The sequence below is a fragment of the Pricia antarctica genome, from assembly GCF_900101815.1.
In the GTDB taxonomy this organism is placed as follows: domain Bacteria; phylum Bacteroidota; class Bacteroidia; order Flavobacteriales; family Flavobacteriaceae; genus Pricia; species Pricia antarctica.
In genome coordinates, this window is sequence record NZ_FNAO01000001.1 from 89,668 (window position 1) to 109,255 (window position 19,588).

Genomic DNA, 19,588 nt, shown 5'->3' on the forward strand with positions numbered 1-19,588 from the left:
TGTTTCCCAAGACCTAACATTACTTGGATGCTGCGTAAATTTCTCTATATATTCCTCTTACTTCTTATTACCGCTTGCGGCGCTAAAAAGAAAACCACGGCTAACAAAACGCGAACCGTTTCGGTGGCGTCGACAAAAGAGAATAGGCCAAAAGCCCACTCAGCACCACCAAGTAGAACATCCACTACAAAACGTACTAAGGCCGATTACATCATAGATACTGCCCTGGAATTCTCGGGAGTACGGTACAAATACGGTGGTACGACCAAAAAGGGAATGGACTGTTCAGGACTTCTATATGTGGCCTTTGCCGAAAACAACGTAAAATTGCCAAGAGCATCCTACCACATGGCGGAAGAGGGTAGACGCATTGACCTTCGCGATGTTACCAAAGGCGATCTACTCTTCTTCAGAACGACCAAAGGCGCCAAACGAATCAACCATGTAGGCATGGTGGTCACTGTCGAAAGGGGGGAAATCAAGTTCATACATTCTTCAAGTTCGCGGGGTGTCATCGTCTCGTCGCTTCGCGAGGGCTATTGGAACAGTACTTTCGTAAGGGCGAAGCGGGTTTTATAAATTACATGTCCGTTTTAAGTCCGTTCGCGGTAGGATAGTTCTAAGCCTATATCAAAATCAAACTCGATCTTAAGGCGAAAGATTCTCAATTCAGAATTAAAACTGTGGTGCAGATTTCTTACAACCTGTACCGTCGTGGATGGGTTCGTGCCTTTCAACGAATATTTTCAAATCTTCAATTCAACACATTTTCAAATCAGTACATTGATGCTTTTCATCATCGCCTCATCGATACCCGACCATGAACCTGCTGCGATTCGTTCCCATAAAACTGACATTGCTATTAGTTTTGGGGATTCTTTTGGGCAGGCACTTGCGACCGGATATCATTTTACCCGTTACTTTTACGGTCCTCCTTTTAATGCTGCTCGGATTTCTTTTTTATCGGGATAAGCGAGTAACCTCATTTAATACACATGGAAAAAACTCTGTCATATTTGGAATTTTAGTTGTCTTTACAACTATTTCCATAGGAATCTTGGCCGTGTCATTGACCTATCCAAAAAACCAGCCGGAACACTATGCCCACAAAGACGTTACGGGAAACCACCTGTGGAAAATCAAAATTCATGAAGTTCTTAAATCCTCTGCTTTTTCAGATCGCTATGTAGCCAAGGTGTTGGCGCTGGAAAACGAAAAAGCGTCGGGTAGACTACTGTTAAGTTTTCCTTCGGATGTTTCGATCGAAAAACTCACTGTAGATGACGAGCTGATGGTTTATACCGAGCTATTAGCAATTAATGCACCATTGAATCCGCATCAGTTCGACTACAAGAACTACTTGGAAGGTTTAGGCATCATGAATCAGATGCGGTTACAGGGGAACGATTTTATCACGATCCAAAATCCAGAAAGCACAATTTACGGGGTAGCCGCCAAATTCCGAAATCAAATTATCGCCAACCTGAAAAAAGCCAATTTCGGAAAAGAAGAATTAGGCATTATACAGGCCCTATTACTCGGTCAGCGCAACGAGATATCGACGGAAACGTATGACAACTACAAAAATGCCGGCGCGGTACACATTCTTGCTGTTTCCGGATTGCACATTGGTATCCTCCTACTCTTACTGCAGTTTTTGCTCAGGCCTATGGAAAGATTGCCCAAAGGAAAAACTTTGAAATTGATTTTGATCGTTGTCATGCTCTGGGGTTTTGCAGTCTTGGCCGGCCTCTCCGCATCCGTGGTTCGGGCGGTCACCATGTTCTCGTTCGTGGCCTATGCCCTCTACCTCAACCGGCCGAGCAGCACCTTTAACATTTTGGCACTCTCAATGTTCTTTATCCTCTTGATTATAAATCCGATCCTGCTATTTCAAGTGGGTTTTCAAATGAGTTATGCGGCCGTGTTCGCCATCGTTTGGATGTATCCGTTACTTCAACGCCTTTATAATCCGAAGAACAAGGTTGTACGCTACTTTTGGCAATTGCTTTCGGTAAGTATAGCGGCACAGGCGGGAGTCTTACCTATAAGTCTGTTTTACTTCCACCAGTTTCCGGGCCTTTTCTTTATCTCCAACCTTTTAATCGTTCCCGCATTGGGAGTGATTTTGGGTACGGGCATCCTAGTTATTTCCCTGGCACTTCTCAAAAGCTTGCCCGATATTCTGGTTACGGCCTACGATGCTTTGATTCGCTGGATGAACGCTATCATCGGCTGGATCGCCCAACAGGAGTCGTTTATATTTGTAAATATTTCCTTTGATGCCGTACAGCTGGTCTTGGCGTATACCATCCTAACATGTGCCGTTTTTTTCTTTTCAAAACCTACCTTTAAAAAGTCTATCGCCTTGTCAATGGCCATTATGGGATTCCAATTATGGCTTTTCAACACCTCCTATCAGACGCGGCAAAATGAAACCTTGTTCGTAGCCCATCAAACGAGAAACTCCGTCTTGATGCACCAAAAAGGAAACCATATATCGGCCCTGGCACAAGATGAAAAAAGCCTTGAACGCTTGACTACGGATTATCAAATTGCCGAACGGATGGCGTCCGTAGCATATCGACCGCTAAAAAATGGGTATCGATGGCGCGATAAAAACCTGTTGATCATCGATAGTTTGGGAGTCTATCCAAAGAAAACAACTGAATCGGATTATGTGCTATTGACCGGTTCGCCCAAACTTAACTTGGAAAGGTTGATTGATTCCATTCGACCACAAATGATTATTGCCGATGGCAGCAATTACCGAAGTTATATTGAACGGTGGAGGAAAACCTGTAATGAAAGAAAGTTAAAATTTCATTTTACGGGAAAAGAGGGGGCGTTTTATTTTGAATAAAATCAAGCTCCTTTGGCCGGTTCATGCCCCTCGATCTTAAAATCTGCCTGAATCTCATCAGACACTTTACCCTCACCATCTTCGGCGCCATGGGTCAATCGTTTTAATGGTTTAAGACATACAATGACCAAAACGCCGATGAGCGACCATATCACAAGAATACCGGTAAATATTTCGAACTCTCCCCAATCTTGCGAAACCTCCCCAATGAGTCCCGCTACTTTATTCCCCAGTCCCGTAGCGGCCCAGTAGAGTCCCATAATAATAGATGCATATTTCAGTGGTGCCAATTTGGTTATAAAAGATAAAGAGGGTGGCGAAGCGCAAAGTTCGCCTATAGTATGGAACAGGTATGCCAAAATCAACCAGTACATGGCAGAAGAACCATCACTTTCATATTGCATGGAGGCGGCACTCATAAATCCAAAGCCCAGGGCCATAATAATCATTCCTACCGCAATCTTGAAGAGTGAAGAGGATTCCTTTCCCTTTTTGCGCCATTTCAACCAAAACGCACCAACCACAGTGGCCAGGGTGATGATAAAAAACGAGTTGACCGACTGAAAGACCGAAGCGGGCACGACGAACAACCCGAAAAAGTCTCTATCGGTCTTTTGTTTGGCATACAAGTTCATCAGGCCGCCTGCCTGTTCAAAGGCCGCCCAAAAAAGGATAATGAGCAAAAAAGATATCAGCAAAACCTTTATCCGGTCCTTTTCCACCGAGCTCAAAGGTCGATTCAGCATTTCCCTGTTCTTTTCATCTTTCCGGTCGATTAAGTTCCCCACATGTACCAGATATTTTTGGCCCCACATATAAACGACTTGCCCTAAAATCATTCCTATGGCAGCAAGCCCGAAACCGTAATGCCAATTGATTTGTTCCCCGACATAACCACATATAATCGGTGCCAAAAAGCCACCAATATTAATACCCATATAATAAATATAGAAGCCGAGGTCGCGACGTTCATCTTTAGGTTTGTACAAACCGCCCACCATCGACGATATATTGGGTTTTAGGCCACCGACGCCAAAGATGATAAAAAGACAGCCCACATAAAAGGTAGTCTCCGAATCCAGGGCCAGTATAGCATGGCCTATACAGAGAAGTATACCCCCTACCATAACTGTTTTCTTTTGGCCCAAAAACCGGTCAGCTACCCATCCTCCGGGAATCGACGACACGTAGACCAGCATCGTATACCATCCATAAAGGGCAAGTGCCTCTTCGTTCGACCATCCAAAACCTCCGTTCTGTTTGCTTGTTTCCGCTACCAAGAAAAGGGTGAAAAGCGCTCGCATCCCGTAATAGGAAAAACGTTCCCACATTTCGGTAAAAAACAATACGTACAATCCTGCTGGATGCCCATAAAGCTCTCTTTGATGTGCGGGCTTATTCGATGTTGCCATATATTTCTATGTTTGATTAAAGATTCTCCGTAATAAATCGGGTCATTTTGTTGAACAGGTGTACGCGTGTCATACCGCCATAAATACCATGGTTCTTATCGGGATAAATGGCCATATCGAACGCCTTATTGGCCTGCACCAAAGCTTCGATCATTCGCATGGAGTTCTGCACATGTACGTTGTCATCGCCCGAGCCGTGTATGAGCAGATACTTCCCCTTTAGCAATTCAGGATAATTGAGAGGTGAATTATCGTCATAACCGCTAGGATTCTCTTCGGGGGTCTGCATAAAACGCTCGGTGTAGATGCTGTCGTAAAATCGCCATGAGGTGACCGGGGCGACAGCTATCGCCGTTTCAAAGACCTCGTTGCCCTTTAAAATACAGTTGGTCGACATGAACCCACCATAGCTCCAGCCCCAAATCCCCGTGCGGTTTTCGTCGATATAGGACAGTTCGCTCAACTTTATTGCCGCGGCTATCTGGTCTTCGACCTCATATTTGCCCAGCTCTTTATACGTAATTTTTTTAAAACCGCTTCCCTTAAAACCGGTACCCCGCCCATCTATGCAGGCCACCACATAACCTTTGGAGGCCAAAACCTCGTGCCAATAATCTCTATCGTTAAGCCATTGATTCGAAACGCTCTGGGAACCGGGACCGCTATACTGGTACATCAACAACGGGTATTTTTTGGATTCATCAAAATCCGAAGGCTTGATCATGTACATATTCAAGTCATTGCCGTTGATGTCGATGGTAGAGAATTCCTTGGGTTGGAATTGATAGTCCTTTAATTTCGTAAGTAGTGCCTTGTTGTTCTTGATCTCTTTGATCTGTTTGCCGTTCAAGGCCTTGTGCAAGGTATATACCGGAGGCGTTGTAGCACTGGAAAACGTATTGATAAAGTAGGTGAAATCGGCACTGAAATCCGCGGAATTGGTGCCTGCTTCGGCAGCAAGCGCCTTTTTATCTTGACCGTCGCTTTCGATACTGTAGACGCCACGATTAATAGACCCGTTTTCAGTGGACTGATAGTAGACCTTATCCTCATTCTGATCATAGCCAAAATAGCGCGTCACCTCCCAAGGACCTTTCGTGATTTGGTTCATCAGTTTTCCGTCTTGATCATAAAGATAAATATGGTTATAACCGTCTTTTTCGCTGGTCCAGATAAAGCTGTCGTCGGCCAAAAATGTCAGGTCGTCCGTGACATCGACATAGGCCTCGTCCTTTTCTTCGTGCAAAAGCGAGACCGAGTTATCCTCCGCATTTACCGCATGTAGTTTTAAATCGTTCTGGTGACGGTTCAACGTCTGTACACTCAGTCGATCGGCATCGTTCATCCATTGTATCCGAGGGATGTAATACGGATTTCCTAAGTCCACTTTGGATATTTTTTTCGATGCCACATCAAAAAGATGCAAGGTGACCACTGAATTATTCTCCCCCGCTTTTGGATATTTGAAAATTTCTTGGGATGGATACAGATCCTCACCAAATATATCCATAGAAAATTCGGGCACCTTAGTTTCGTCAAAACGGAGGAAAGCGATTTTTGTTCCATCGGAATTCCATCCGAAAGCGCGCACGAAGGCAAACTCCTCTTCATAGACCCAATCCGTCACCCCATTGATAATTTGGTTTTTTACGCCATCGGTGGTCATCTGTTCGGTTTCCTTGGATGCGATATCGAAAAGATACAGATTGTTCTCGGAGACATAGGCTACTTTTTTCCCGTCCGGGGATAGTGCAGGCTCACGTATTTTACTTTGGGAAATCCGGGTCAATCCCCTTGTGCTGACATCATACACATAAAAAATACCTAAGGTAGACCTCCTAAAAATAGACTCCACCTCCGTCGCCAAAAGAATTTTAGATGCATTGTCGTTGAATTCGTAGGACGAAAAATAGTCGATTTCGGGTAAATCCTTCGAACTGACCACGGTTCCGACCTTTTTTAAGGTCGCATAATCATATTTGTCGATGGTCGTGGTCATGGCCGACCTATCGAAATTTAAGACCGTATATTGCATTCCGTTTTCTAGGGAACGTAGGGCATCAAGACCTTCTGTACGAAAGCCGCCGCTATAGATTTCCTCTACGGTTATCTCTTTTTTTTGGGCATTGGAAATGGTCAAAAGACCGATAAAAAAAAACAGGAGTAGAGACGATTTTTTCATAGGAAGTTAAAAATAGATTAAATCGTTCAAGTTTAACCCTATTTTATTGAATAAATAAACTTTCTCGATAATAAGTTGGATGTTTTATGATGACCCGCTTCTTTCCTTTATCCTTATATTTATCCCTCGAAACCGATTGCTATGACCAAGCCCATCGAGGGATTCTCAAAATTGACCAAGGAAGAAAAACTGGATTGGATCACCACCAATTATACCGAAAATTCCGAAGACGCCAAGAAGATCTTGAAACGCTATTGGAATCCGGATAAGACGCTACAGCAATTGCACGACGAGTTTATCGAGAACACCCTCACCAATTATTATCTGCCGTTTGGTATCGCCCCTAATTTTTTAATTAACGACACATTGTACGCTATCCCCATGGCCATCGAAGAAAGTTCGGTAGTGGCCGCCGCCAGCAAGGCTGCCAAGTTTTGGTTGACCCGCGGTGGCTTTAAGACTAGGGTGCTGGGCACTCAAAAAATCGGACAGGTACACTTCATCTTTCAAGGTAATCCTCAAAAATTAAGCGCTTTTTTTGAGGAAATTAAGCCAAAATTATACTCCGAAGCCGTTCCTATAACTAAAAATATGGAAAAGCGTGGCGGCGGAATCACCGAAATTGAATTACGGAACAAGACAAAGGCCCTTGAAAACTACTATCAGCTCCATTGCACCTTCGAGACCTTAGATGCCATGGGCGCCAATTTCATCAATTCCTGTTTAGAGCAGTTTGCCAACACGCTTAAGACCGGGGCTCAAAATTTCGCGTCCTTTACCAAGGAAGAAAAAAATATCGAGGTGGTCATGGCTATCCTCTCCAACTATGTACCGAATTGTTTGGTGCGTGCCGAGGTCAGTTGTCCTGTGAATCAATTAAATGTCGGCGGGCAGCTTTCTTCCGCAGATTTTGCCCAAAAAATGGTCAGGGCCGTTGAAATTGCCAAAGTGGAACCCCATCGGGCCGTGACCCATAATAAGGGAATTATGAACGGTATCGATGCCGTAATTCTTGCCACTGGCAATGATTTTAGGGCCGTCGAGGCGGGTGTTCACGCCTATGCCGCAAAAGATGGGCGGTATAGCAGCCTTACCCACGCCGAGGTAAAAGATAATACATTTCGATTTTGGATCGACGTGCCGCTGGCCCTGGGCACCGTAGGCGGACTGACAAGCCTGCATCCACTCGTAAAACTGGCCTTGGAAATTCTGGGAAAACCCTCGGCCGAAGAACTGATGCAAATTGTGGCCGTAGCGGGACTGGCACAGAACTTCGCGGCCTTACGCTCCCTAGTGACCACCGGAATTCAGGAAGGTCATATGAAAATGCACCTGTTGAACATTCTCAACCAATTAGGGGCCACAGAAGCGGAAAAGACCAGGTTGACCGAGTATTTCAAGAAAAATGCCGCAACACATAGTGCGGTAGTGGCCGCTTTTGAACAGCTAAGAAAGTCGTAAATGACAAAATCCTTCTACAGCAACGGAAAACTATTGCTTACGGGCGAATATGCCGTGTTGGACGGTGCTTTGAGCTTGGCCGTGCCAACAAAATACGGACAATCCCTATCAGTAGAAACAGCCGATTCACATGAATTACTATGGACCAGTATGAACGAAAACGGCAGGGTTTGGTTCGAGAGTACCTTTGACATATCATCGCTCGAACACGACCCCTCACGGCAAAAGTCCCAAGAAGGCAACGCTATAGGGGAGAAATTATCCAAAATTTTACGGGAAGCCCGAAAATTAAATCCCAATTTTCTTTCGGATAATAAAGGATATACCGTTCGAACGGACCTAAATTTCCCTCGGAATTGGGGCCTTGGCTCCTCCTCCACGCTAATTAACAATATCGCACAATGGGCCAAAATCGATGCCTACCAGTTGCTATGGAACTCCTTTTCAGGGAGCGGATACGATATCGCCTGTGCGCAAAACAATTATCCTATTTTGTATTCTTTAAAAGATGGAAAACCAGCGGTCAACAAAGTCGATTTCAATCCTCCGTTTCGCGATAGGCTGTATTTCATCCATCTGAATAAAAAACAGAATAGCAGGGACGGTATTTCAGCGTACAGAAAAAAAGATTTTGACAAGGCCAAATTCGTACGGCAACTATCCAATATTACCCGAAAAACCCTTACCTGTAATACGCTTTCTGAATTTGAATCGCTGATGACAAAGCATGAAGCTTTACTTTCCCGTACACTTCATATGCCCACGGTCAAAGAATCGCTGTTCCCCGATTTTAGGGGAACCCTTAAAAGTTTGGGTGCCTGGGGCGGGGATTTTATTTTGGCAACGGGAGACTATGAGGTTCTCCCCTACTTTCAGAAAAAAGGCTACAAAACCATTGTAGCTTATGCAGCAATGGTTTTATAGCCTAGTTGTTCAATTGTCAAATCTATTTACTTACAAAAGTGCTGAACCTTTAAAAACGAAATTAATAAAACGCCGCCCGATTATCCTCAATTTCAGAGGCATCCTTTAACGCGTTGTAGACCGCGGTGCTCACTTGGGCCTCGCGCGTCGCTTTCACCGAACGGGCATACGTGCTGTAGTTGTCCAGTTTCGGGGCCGGAATCTTCTTCGTAACCGTAATTTTAAAAATACCGGTGTTGCCCTCGATCAATTCAGAAGTATCGCCCTGTTTCATGGCGAATGCAGCACCCACAACGGCAGGTTCAGATCCAGAACCGGGAATGGTCGGCGATTTGACGTTCAAGGCCGAAGCCGTTGAGGTACTCACATTGTTGTCTTTCGCGATATCCTCAATAGATTTCCCCTTGTTCGCGGAAATAATCTGGGCCGCCTTGCGTTCTTTCCTGATTTTTGGGAGAACCGTTGCCGATGCGTCTTCGACCGACATCAGGCCCTCGTCATAAGTCTTGGTCAATTGGGCTACCGCATAGCCGCTATTGAGGTCGAAACGTTTTATGTCCCCGATTTTAGTATCATCATTAAAAGCCCATTTCACGATGCTACGCTGAGATGATAGTCCCGGTAGGTTTTCATCGGTGGCCTTGATCTTGTTTACCGGTCTCACGGTGTATTTGTTCTCCTTGGCCAAATCTGAAAATGCCTTGTCCGATGAAATGGATGACATTTCAAATTGTGTGGCATCGGTAAACAATTTGTTAATAGTACCTTCGGATGCTTCGATTTCTCGAGCCAAATTGGCTATCTGAATGATATCACGCTTATCGTCTACCTTGATAATGTGGAAACCGAAACTGGTCTCCACCATGCCGATGGTTCCTACTGGATTTTGGAAGGCAAAATCGTTGAACTCGGGCACCATTCTTCCTTGTTGAAAGTAGCCAAGGTCTCCCCCGTTGGGTGCAGAAGGACCGTCAGAATTATCTCTTGCCAGCTCTACGAACTTGGCATCCTTTTTTCGGGCTTCCTTTAAAAGCCGCTTTGCTTCGGTTTCCGCTTCTTCCTTAGTCCGCGTTACCTCCGGATTCGCTCTTTCCGCGCCTTTATATCCAATTAGAATATGACTGGCCTTAACAGAACCATTGGGCTTTCTATCCATCATTTTAGAGATTTTAAAGTAATCTCCGTCGCGATAGGGTCCGAATATTTCACCGACCTGTAAGGCCATCAACGTATCGGCAAATTTAGTCGGCAACTGGTTTTTCTCTTTGTACAGCGTATCCAATTTGATATCGGAGTTCCGATCTAAGAATGCGGCCATATCGGTGGTATTTCGAAAACCGCTTAACGTATCGTTCGTATCGGTTCGGTCGTTGTACTCGACCCTATCCTCCATCACCTCGGCGAGTGCGGCCTTTACGGCATTCTCGTCTTCGGTAGATGGTTTTTCCTCAAAATATACGAACTGGATATCACGGGCGGCCTCTTGTTTAAAATCTTCCTTATGAGCGTCAACGTAACTCTGAATCTCGCTTTTCGAGACGGTAATCGAACTATCGGCAATCGAGGTGAAAGGAATTCGTACATATTTGATGTCGCTCTTCTCATTGGCCAAACGATAATCGAACTCCCCTTCTTTCAAAGTAGCACCGACACCAGCTTTGACCAAATTGAAATAGGCCTGCTGTTTTGCACTCTGGATGATAGAGGCTTCATTCTGCAACCAAAAATTATACTGCGAGGGTTCGTTGACCTTGATTTCCGCAATAAATGACCGGAATTTATTCGGGTCAAACACCCCATTTTCGTTTTGAAATTGTGGATTTTGGGCATATCCAGGAATCGTACCGATATAGTTCATGATCTGGTCCTGCTCTATATTCAACCCTAACTGTGCAAGTTGCTGCTCCATAATAGTATTGCGGACCTCTTGGTCCCACACCTGATTCACCGTTTGCATGGTAGAGGCGTTCGGCCCTGAATTTCTTGAAGCAATATCCACCTTTTCACGGAAGCCGTCGATGGACACCTCTTCCCCGTTTATTTCGGCGATGTTGGATCCTGCTTTGCCGCCACCCAGATTACTACTGGTAAAGACTCCGGAAATCACAAAAGCGAACAACGCCAGACCTATAATCAGTATCAGGATTGTAGTTTGTTTTCTTATACTCTCTAAAATAGCCATTTATGGTTTTTTTAAAATCAGTTTGCAAAATTAGGGTTTTCTTTTCAATTAATAAAGGCTTTTTGCCATACGCATTTCGCTGAACATAAAAATATTTGTTGGCCCACAACCTAAGGCGCAAAGCGATTAGCGCATCACTCCTTCTCAACAATCTGCAGCGTTACCAGATCAATTTTCGTACTGGAAACTTCGAGGATAGTGAATTGAAATCTATCAATACGAATTTTGGAATCCTGTTCGGGTATCTCGCCTCTTTCGTTTACGATAAGGCCGCCCAAAGTCTCATATTCATCGCTTTCGGGAAGTTCGAACTTATAGATTTCGTTCAGATAATCGACTTCAAGCCGCGCTGAAAAGGTATAGGTACCAGCATCGATCTGTTCTTCGATGAGATCGGTAGTATCGTGTTCGTCCTCGATTTCCCCGAAAAGTTCCTCGACGATATCTTCTACGGTCATCAGGCCCGAAGTGCCACCATATTCGTCTAATACCACGGCGATACTCTTTCGTTTCTTGGTCAGGATGTTCAGAATATCTTGAATCAGCATCGTTTCCGGCACGAACTCGACCGGAAGCAAAATGCTTTTAATGGTCTTCGGTTTTTTGAACAGTTCGTAAGAATGTACGTAACCGATAACGTTGTCGATGGTATCTTTATAAATCAAAATTTTCGAGAGCCCCGTTTCGGTGAACAGTTTGGCCAGATTTTTCGGGGTTTCATGGATTTCGACCGCGCTGATCTCAGTTCTTGGCACCATGACCTCCCGAGCCTTCACGGCCGAGAACTCCAAAGCTTTTTGAAAGATCTGAATTTCGGAATCCATCTCATCCTCCTCTTCCACGGTTTCCATCTGTTCGGTGATGTAATCGCCCAGTTCTATTTTGCTGAAGGACAGTTGCACCTCGTCGCCATCTGTCTTAAAAAGAGTTTTCAGAATAAAATCGGATATCCAAATAATAAAATCCGAGATTACCGAAAACACCAAATAGAAAAGGTAAGCGGGGATGGCCAGTAATTTCAATAATTTGTTCGCATAAATTTGAAAGAGCACCTTGGGCAAAAATTCAGCAGTTAACAGGATGATAAGTGTTGAAATAATCGTCTGGACCAAAAGACTGAAATCGGTCAGCATCAGATTCAGGAAGCTATTGGATACGGGCAGCATACTCTGAAACCAAAGCATCAACAGGTCGCCCATAAAAAAGCCATAAATGACCAATGCTATGTTATTGCCAATTAACATAGTGGCAATAAACTTCGAGGGTTTTTTGGTCAAGCGCGTAAGCACCTTGGCCAAAAAGCCTTCCTGTTTCTTCTCGATTTCGATATGAATCTTATTGGCCGAAATGAAAGCGATCTCCATCCCGGAGAAAAAAGCCGAAAAAAGTAATGAAAGAACAATTATTAGCAGGCTTGCTTCCAAAATCAACGTTCGTTATCGCGCTTTCGCTGTTCGAATTTCTTTCGGTAGTTTCTGCGGAAGAAAAACATGCCGATGGACACTATCGCAAAAAAAACGAACAAATAGGCACTTTGTCGGTCAAGATTCCAATCAGTGTAGATTCTGTACAGGGAAAAAATGAACACCCCCAGGTACAAATACTCCGTATACCTTAATATTTTAATCATTCCGGTTCTTCTGTTATACTCATTAAACCATTGGTCAAGTGGGCACTAAAAAAATAGGGATCCTTTTTAAAATCCATGCCCGTTCCGAACATGACAGAACCATCTTCGGGGTTCGTATATTTGAACTTTTCTTGAGTAAATACCCAGTCGTTGTCTTGGTCCCAATACACCTGTGTTGTTTCCATTATCTTACCATCATGGGTCTCCATGACCACATTGCCCCGCAAATCTATCACATTCGTAGCAGAATAAATAATACCATAATCGGCCTTGATGATACTTTTTTGGCCTTCGTCATTGAAAAAATCTACAACTAGACCTTCAGGAAAGGTCTGATAGGGAAACTCCAAGTTGGTGTAATCCTTTCGTAAAGGACTTCTTAATATCGCTATGACCTTCGTAGAACTCGAATCTTCACTACTTAATTCGGTTTTGGCCTCGGTATAGGTAAAGGTAAGATCTTCGGCGATACCCGTAGGATAGACCACAGGCACCTTTTCTTCACCGGACCTTTTGTACGTATCGGAACATGAATAAAAAAGTATTGCCATGACACAGGCCATGGCAATACTTTCATAAGAATATTTTCTAATAGATGACATTTTATAAATTCGGTACCGTAACGCTACCGCCTACCCAGCAATCAAAAGTAATTTTCTTACCGGCCATACCAGAATTGAAGATATCGGTCTTCGACGGTGCTTTCGCGGAGTAACTGGCAGCAGCCTGATTGGCGTGTGAACTTAGGGCAGGATCAACACGACCTGCCTGACGGGCCATATCTGCCGCCTTCCAGTACAGCGAACGTTTCTCGAAAGGGGTACTACCACAATCATTGGCACTGCTCGCATACAAAGTGGCAATCAACAAATAAGCCTTACCGTTTGCTGCATCGGCCTTAATAGCCTGTTGCGCATAATTTCGGGATTGGGACTTACTGCTTTTACGTAAGATGGTAGCAATTTTATATAGAATATTCGATTTCTTATAGGAATCGGTTTCCAGACCTACGGCTTTGTTAAAGTCGGACAAAGCACCCTGGTTATCACCCGCCTTTTGTTTTAACAATCCGCCGTACATGTACGCTTGAGCAGATGGTTCCAAGGCCAATTGGGCCTCAAACAGCTTTCGGAATAAGGGATCGTCGGTACATTCTTTACTGAACATTCTACCTACGGCCCGCTTTACCCACTTGACATCTCCTTTTTTCTCTTCAAAACCCTTTTGATATAAAGGAATAAGATTATCACAATCGGCCAGAGCACCCAATTTTGAATCGACACTACCGGCGATCTTACCGTAAGATTCGGAATTGGTAGTGGCTATCTTCAACGATCTTTTCTCCTTTGAGGTTATTGTGCCCGTAGAATCTTTAGGCAGCAACTGTGTAATTACATCGGTAAGTTTCTTGTTTTCGTCCTCGATTTTCTCGGTCACGTCATCGTAGACATCAAAAACCTCTTGAAGTTCTTTATTTCCTCCTTTATGCAAATCGACCAAGCTGGAAAAATACAGATAAAGCGCTCTTGGGTTCTTAAAATTTTTGGGATCTTCATCGAATGCCTTTTTCAGCATATCATAGATTTCAGCATCGGAACCCATTTTATTTTCGTACATCAGCAGCGCTTTGTCTATGGCTACAACGGAAGGGGTATATTTATCCGGGAAATACTTGGCGCTGTTATCGTGCAATGCCAATAAATCCTTAATATATCCATCCTTTTCGGCACCGGATGATTTTTCGATCTTGTCTTTCAAAATCCGCTCCCCATAAATAAAGTTGGCCTTATTGATATCGGGGCAAGTTTCATACACCATTTTCCACGGCGTATAGGCCGCTTCGTAGTTTTTAACTTTGGCATGCTCAACATAGATGGAAAGGTTGGTCATACACTCTTGGTTTTGGGCTTGGGCATTGCCAAGACCCATGGCGCCTAGAAAAAGTATCGCAATGACGTAAATCTTAGTTTTCATTTTTTCTATTTTTTTTCGTGTTTTAAAGTTTGCCCCGATAGCGACCGAGAGTTAAATGTTTCGAGGGGGTTAATGTACTAATTTTTTGCCAAGAGAACTACAAGAGTGCCCTAGGAAATTTAAAATTTGACCGATTAAAGGTAATTTTTATCCTCATATCGATCACTATCGTGCCAGTTTTTAAATCATACCGTTCAAATCAGAAACCACTTTAATTGATCTTCCGCTTTTGGAACCATTGATCGTTCAGCGACAAGCCAATGTTTACCTTAAAATAGCTTTCTTCAATAAGGCCAGCGGCGGAGGTTCCCCTTCTTCCCAACTCAAAACCTAGGTTTAGATTGGAAAGACCATTGCCGAGTGGTAGACCTAGTCCAAAAGTTATGCCAAGATTTTTAATGTCCTTGTTGTTGACCACCATTCCGGTCTTATCATAACGGAGACCCGCACGATAGGTTATCCTTTTAAAATAGCTTTCAAAGGAGTTTCTATCGGGCGTATAAAACCCGCCTAAAGCAATCATACTGGCATCGCCATATACCAAATTATCGATTTCCAAAAATTCGTTCGAAAGGTCGCCCAGTTTTTGGAAGCTGTATTCGACGCCTAAGAACCATTTCATATCCTCCCCATAGCCAACACCCAAAGTCGTGGTAGTCGGTATCTTCACCTCGGTATTCTTAAGCCCCTGTGCCGCAAGATTTACATCAATGAGCTCGATGTCTTGCGATGTGGCCAAAGAAAAAGAACCAATCTGTTTTGTATTGCGGGCGGACAGATTGGCCTGGGTATTGATCCGTACGGAGGTAAACAGGGTATGATTAGTATCGACAGCAGGGGTATAGTTTAACGCGTAGTTCAGGTCGTAGCCCGTAATTCTTGACGACCTTTTATCCTTTGCGCCGAATTGCACATTCTCGGTGCTCTGCACCCTTTCACTATCGATGGTACCGAAGTTGTAGTTGACGGTCACCCCGAGACTCAAATCTTTTAAGAATTCATATCCTAAAGAAGCATAGACCTTGTTGATACCGCCTTCCCCAGAATATTCGTTCAAAATTCTTGAGCCCTCGGCACCCCTTAAATCCTCAAAATTATAGCCAACAGATGAGTAAGGCTTTATCCCAAAACCTAGGCCTAAACCTTTTTTAAGGCTCACCCCCAAAGCCAAGTAATCTAAATTGGTAACGGCACTGCTCTGCTCTTCGGAAAAACTTTTAAAACGCAACATTTTGTGCGAAACGCCTGCCGTATAGGTGGTAATACCAAAATTATCCCTAACCTGAACCCCTAATTTGCTGTAAGCGGCCGGGTTGTTCATGTTAATGTGGATGCTATCGGCGTACACACCAATACCGCCCATCATCTGATTTTCTACCGTAGTGGATTCCCTAATATCTCCGAGACCAAAATAGGAGTATGGGGAAATCGAACCGTCTTGGGCGTACATGCCCGTTAAGGTGAGACACGCGATGACAAAACCTATTTTTTTGATCATTTAAACACTTTGGTTGTTAATCTGACGGCCAAGCTTACTGGCTTGAGGTCGGCAGGCTGATTTCCCGATTTCCTTTTTAACTGGAATTAACCTCCAGTTTTCGGAGGCTTTTATGCATTTAATGCCTATTGTATTCCAACAGATAGTTTAATCCTTCCAGAAGAAATTTGGAATCCGCAAATATGGTATTTTTTAGCCGCTTTGACAAAAATTGGGCATCGCCGCCTGTTAAAATAACTGTTAAATCTGAAAAGCGTGATCGGTATTGGTCGATGACGCCGTCGATTTCAAGACAAATGCCGTTTACGACCCCGCTATGGATACCGGTGGCTGTGGAATTTCCTATAAAATCGATAAAAGCTGTCGGCTCGAGCAAGGGAAGTTTTGCGGTATGTTCATGCAATGCCCTGTAGCGCATTTGTAGGCCCGGGGAAATTGCACCGCCCAGATATTCACCGTAATCGTTCACCATATCGAAGGTAATACATGTGCCGGCGTCGATTACCAACGAATTGCCCTTCGGATTATTATAAAACGCAGATGCGGCCAAAGCGATCCGATCCAAACCTAAGGTCTGGGGCGTAGCATACGAATTTTTGAAAGGCAGCTTTGACAGATGGCTCAACTCGTGTACCTCGCAAAATACAGCCAGTACAGCGATAACCTTGCGATCCAGGTTTCCTACCGACGAAACGATACTTCGCTCTATGCCGGGGTAGTGGTCGCAGACTTCCTTTACTTGTCTTGCCACATGTTCGGTCTTGACGTTCTGATGGAATACAATACCTCCTCCCTCAAAAACGGCCAGCTTTATCGAGTGATTTCCGGCATCTATAATTAAGTTCATGTCGCAAAGATCAAAAAACGAATAAAAACAAACGCCTTTTTTTTACAATTTGTTTGTATATCGCAAAATTGAAATTATATTTGCAGCCCCTTAAAGGGATGGTGCCTTAGCTCAGTTGGTAGAGCAATGGACTGAAAATCCATGTGTCCCTGGTTCGATTCCTGGAGGCACCACAAAAAATCCTTACCCCGCGTAAGGATTTTTTTGTTTTTACCAGTATCTTGCATAAAACTATAGCTTTGACGTCCGTAGATACTTCAACCCCGATTCCCGAGCTGCAAGCCTACCTTCGAGAGAAGGAATGGCTGAATCCCGATGAAAAAATTATCTCTATAGCGAAACCCGGCGAGGGTAATATGAACGTCGTAATCCGTGTGGTAACCGACCAACGCTCTTTTATCCTAAAACAATCGCGGCCTTACGTGCAGAAATATCAAGAGGTCGAAGCGCCCGTGGAACGTATTGCGGTTGAAAAGAACTTTTATCAAGCGGTGCGTGACAACGCGGTGAATGCCCATATTCCAACTATCTTAGGATATGATTCCGCCGAAAACCTATTACTTCTAGAGGATTTGGGGCACTGTGAGGATATGGTTTCCATCTACCGGCAAAGGGCCATACCTGCGAAGGAATTGGACAGGCTGATTTTTATACTCGGACTCATCCATAGAAAAAACGTGAAAGACGACTTTCCGGATAACCTCGAAATGCGACGGCTGAACCACCAACATATTTTTGTGCTGCCTTTTCTTGAGGACAATGGTCTTGACCTTGACGATGTACAACCCGGACTGCAAGAACTTTCAATTCCCTTTAAAACGGATGCAGTATTGAAATCGGTGGTCGACCGCATCGGAAAAAAATACCTATCCCCCGGAAAAACCCTGCTACATGGCGATTACTATCCCGGAAGTTGGATGACGGAGGGCGATAATCTCTATGTCATCGACCCTGAATTTGCGTTCCCCGGATTTGCGGAGTTCGATCTGGGCGTGATGGCGGCACACCTTATTATGGCCACCGGAAAAAAAAGGTTTTTGAACCAGATTCACGATCGCTATCAAGGCGAGGCGGACAAAAAGCTGATGGGGCAGGTAGCGGGCATCGAAATCATCCGTCGTTTGATCGGGTTGGCGCAATTGCCCCTGGAACGAGACATCAACGAGAAGCGAAAGCTGTTAAAAAAGGCGCGTAGGCTGATAATGGGATGACAGATATAAAATGGATTTTTAATACTAAAATCATCCACCTAGCTACATATACTACTTTGAAACATACCTTTTATTTTATTTTTGCCCTGTTGGCACTTGTTTCTTGCAAGGAAAACGTTTTCGACGTAAACATCCCTTCCCCGAAAAAATCGACCTATATGGGCGACGATTTAAAACTATCGAAAGAGGCATATTACGATAAAGTGCTGGGCGCTTTGGTCGGTTCCGCTATCGGTGATGCCATGGGCGCCTCGACCGAAATGTGGCGCCGCAAAGACATTCAGCTTAAATACAGCTACATCACCGGTTTTACGCCCGCGGTGCGCGAACAGTCCCCCGAAGGCACATGGGGCCATAATCTTACTGCGGGCGCCACCACCGACGATACCCGCTGGAAATTCGCCATGGTGAAGTACCTCTCCAAGTACCAAAACGATTTGAACCCCCAGCACTTTGCCGATTTTATAACGGATTATTATACAGCTCTGGCGCGGAGCCTCTCGGATAATGGCGACATCCCCAAAACCGATTTTCTGGATACCCAAATCGAAAAGATCGACTGGATCAAGGAGTGGGCCCGTGTGGCCATGGCCTACCGCGACAATCCAGCAGCATATCAAAGGTCTTTGAACCGATTTTATGGGGGCGAGATGTCCTGCGCCGGCCAACTGTACACACCCATGTTCGGATTGGTGAGCGCGACCCCCGAAGACGCTTACAGCATCGCCTACGACCATTCCATTTTTGATATAGGCTATGCCAAGGATATTTCAGGCTTGGTCTCGGCCATGACCCAAGTGGCAATGCGTACCCAAAACATGGACTCCATAATCGACGCGGCCACGTTTATCGATCCCGAAGGGTACCAAGACAGCCGTTTGGTGGGGCGCATCGCCTATTCCGTTGCCGATGCCTCGGTCAAGAATGTTTTGGAGGTAAAGGATTTAGTCTTGACGGATTCTTTGAGCGCGACAGATTCTTTGATTTTTAAAATGCCCAAAGGATTTACGGGCAATCAAAAGGATTGGATACATCAGGAAATGGTGTATCAATATTTGGAAAAGGATGAAAAGGCCATCGCCTTCCATTCCGGGGAAATTTGGCAGATTTTGGTAACGGCCCTACAATTCGGTGAGGGCGATTTTGAAAAGACGATGCAATTTGTCGTCAACTACGGGAGGGACAATGACACCGTCGGCGCTGTCGCGGGAATAATCTTAGGGGCCAAAGACGGATATTCGAACCTTCCCGTAGCCTTACGCACCGAAGCACTTCGGGTCAACAAAGAAAACATGGGTATTGATCTGGAGGCATTGGCGCACGAAATGACGGAACGGAATGCCGCTAATTTTACCGAATAATTCCTTCGTTCGCGTTATTGTGTATTTCAAACAAAGTTCGCTA

The 19,588-nt window shown here is 44.5% G+C and carries 15 protein-coding genes and 1 tRNA gene; 8 read left to right on the forward strand and 8 right to left on the reverse strand.

Translation table 11 applies throughout. From position 1 onward, the window contains the following. The first annotated feature begins 27 nt into the window (after nt 1-27). A complete protein-coding gene (locus BLT07_RS00370) occupies nt 28-579 on the forward strand; it encodes a C40 family peptidase (protein ID WP_091864629.1) in 552 nt (183 codons plus the stop codon). A gap of 241 nt (nt 580-820) precedes the next feature. Beyond that, a complete protein-coding gene (locus BLT07_RS00375; protein WP_091864631.1) occupies nt 821-2,863 on the forward strand; it encodes a ComEC/Rec2 family competence protein in 2,043 nt (680 codons plus the stop codon). Nucleotides 2,864-2,865: 2 nt separating this feature from the next. On the opposite strand, the gene BLT07_RS00380 is transcribed toward BLT07_RS00375, so the two are convergent. Together BLT07_RS00380 and BLT07_RS00385 are read right to left on the reverse strand one after the other, a co-directional pair. Further along, nucleotides 2,866-4,275 (reverse strand): peptide MFS transporter, encoded by a 1,410-nt coding sequence (locus BLT07_RS00380; RefSeq protein ID WP_091864632.1) that lies wholly within the window; start codon nt 4,273-4,275, stop codon nt 2,866-2,868. Between the two features lie 16 nt (nt 4,276-4,291). Further along, complete coding sequence (locus BLT07_RS00385) at nt 4,292-6,457, reverse strand: S9 family peptidase (protein ID WP_091864634.1); 2,166 nt, start codon at nt 6,455-6,457, stop codon at nt 4,292-4,294. Between the two features lie 141 nt (nt 6,458-6,598). Between BLT07_RS00385 and BLT07_RS00390 the strand changes: the two genes are divergently transcribed. Together BLT07_RS00390 and BLT07_RS00395 are read left to right on the forward strand one after the other, a co-directional pair. Then, a complete protein-coding gene (locus tag BLT07_RS00390; protein ID WP_091864636.1) occupies nt 6,599-7,918 on the forward strand; it encodes a hydroxymethylglutaryl-CoA reductase, degradative in 1,320 nt (439 codons plus the stop codon). Next, complete coding sequence (locus BLT07_RS00395; RefSeq protein WP_091864638.1) at nt 7,919-8,842, forward strand: GYDIA family GHMP kinase; 924 nt, start codon at nt 7,919-7,921, stop codon at nt 8,840-8,842. It abuts the gene before it with no gap. A 61-nt stretch (nt 8,843-8,903) separates the two neighbouring features. On the opposite strand, the gene BLT07_RS00400 is transcribed toward BLT07_RS00395, so the two are convergent. Together BLT07_RS00400 and BLT07_RS00405 are read right to left on the reverse strand one after the other, a co-directional pair. Then, entirely contained in the window at nt 8,904-11,024 is a 2,121-nt protein-coding gene (locus BLT07_RS00400; RefSeq protein WP_091864639.1) for a peptidylprolyl isomerase, read from the reverse strand. Nucleotides 11,025-11,158: 134 nt separating this feature from the next. Continuing rightward, nucleotides 11,159-12,388 (reverse strand): hemolysin family protein, encoded by a 1,230-nt coding sequence (locus BLT07_RS00405; protein ID WP_245726407.1) that lies wholly within the window; start codon nt 12,386-12,388, stop codon nt 11,159-11,161. Nucleotides 12,389-12,414: 26 nt separating this feature from the next. Here BLT07_RS00405 and BLT07_RS21610 point away from each other — a divergent pair, with 26 nt between their 5' ends. Further along, nucleotides 12,415-12,642, forward strand: a complete 228-nt coding sequence (locus BLT07_RS21610; protein WP_175455218.1) for a hypothetical protein — start codon at nt 12,415-12,417, stop codon at nt 12,640-12,642. An 8-nt stretch (nt 12,643-12,650) separates the two neighbouring features. On the opposite strand, the gene lptC is transcribed toward BLT07_RS21610, so the two are convergent. The 4 genes from lptC to BLT07_RS00430 all read right to left on the reverse strand — a co-directional run bounded on the left by lptC (nt 12,651) and on the right by BLT07_RS00430 (nt 16,973). Continuing rightward, nucleotides 12,651-13,256 (reverse strand): LPS export ABC transporter periplasmic protein LptC, encoded by a 606-nt coding sequence (gene lptC, locus BLT07_RS00415; protein ID WP_091864643.1) that lies wholly within the window; start codon nt 13,254-13,256, stop codon nt 12,651-12,653. A 1-nt stretch (nt 13,257) separates the two neighbouring features. Continuing rightward, the gene (locus BLT07_RS00420; protein WP_091864644.1) at nt 13,258-14,628 is read right to left on the reverse strand and encodes a hypothetical protein; all 1,371 of its coding nucleotides are present in this window, start codon (nt 14,626-14,628) and stop codon (nt 13,258-13,260) included. 211 nt (nt 14,629-14,839) lie between these two features. Then, nucleotides 14,840-16,126: a BamG family beta-barrel-assembly machinery protein gene (locus BLT07_RS00425; RefSeq protein WP_091864646.1), complete on the reverse strand. Its 1,287-nt coding sequence runs from the start codon at nt 16,124-16,126 to the stop codon at nt 14,840-14,842. A 118-nt stretch (nt 16,127-16,244) separates the two neighbouring features. Further along, complete coding sequence (locus BLT07_RS00430; protein WP_091864648.1) at nt 16,245-16,973, reverse strand: type III pantothenate kinase; 729 nt, start codon at nt 16,971-16,973, stop codon at nt 16,245-16,247. A gap of 100 nt (nt 16,974-17,073) precedes the next feature. Between BLT07_RS00430 and BLT07_RS00435 the strand changes: the two genes are divergently transcribed. The 3 genes from BLT07_RS00435 (at nt 17,074) to BLT07_RS00445 (ending at nt 19,545) form a co-directional block, all read left to right on the forward strand. Beyond that, nucleotides 17,074-17,146 (forward strand) — tRNA-Phe (locus BLT07_RS00435). 66 nt (nt 17,147-17,212) lie between these two features. Next, complete coding sequence (locus BLT07_RS00440) at nt 17,213-18,184, forward strand: phosphotransferase (RefSeq protein ID WP_091865544.1); 972 nt, start codon at nt 17,213-17,215, stop codon at nt 18,182-18,184. A gap of 56 nt (nt 18,185-18,240) precedes the next feature. After that, the gene (locus tag BLT07_RS00445) at nt 18,241-19,545 is read left to right on the forward strand and encodes an ADP-ribosylglycohydrolase family protein (protein WP_245726408.1); all 1,305 of its coding nucleotides are present in this window, start codon (nt 18,241-18,243) and stop codon (nt 19,543-19,545) included. Nucleotides 19,546-19,588: the final 43 nt, after the last annotated feature.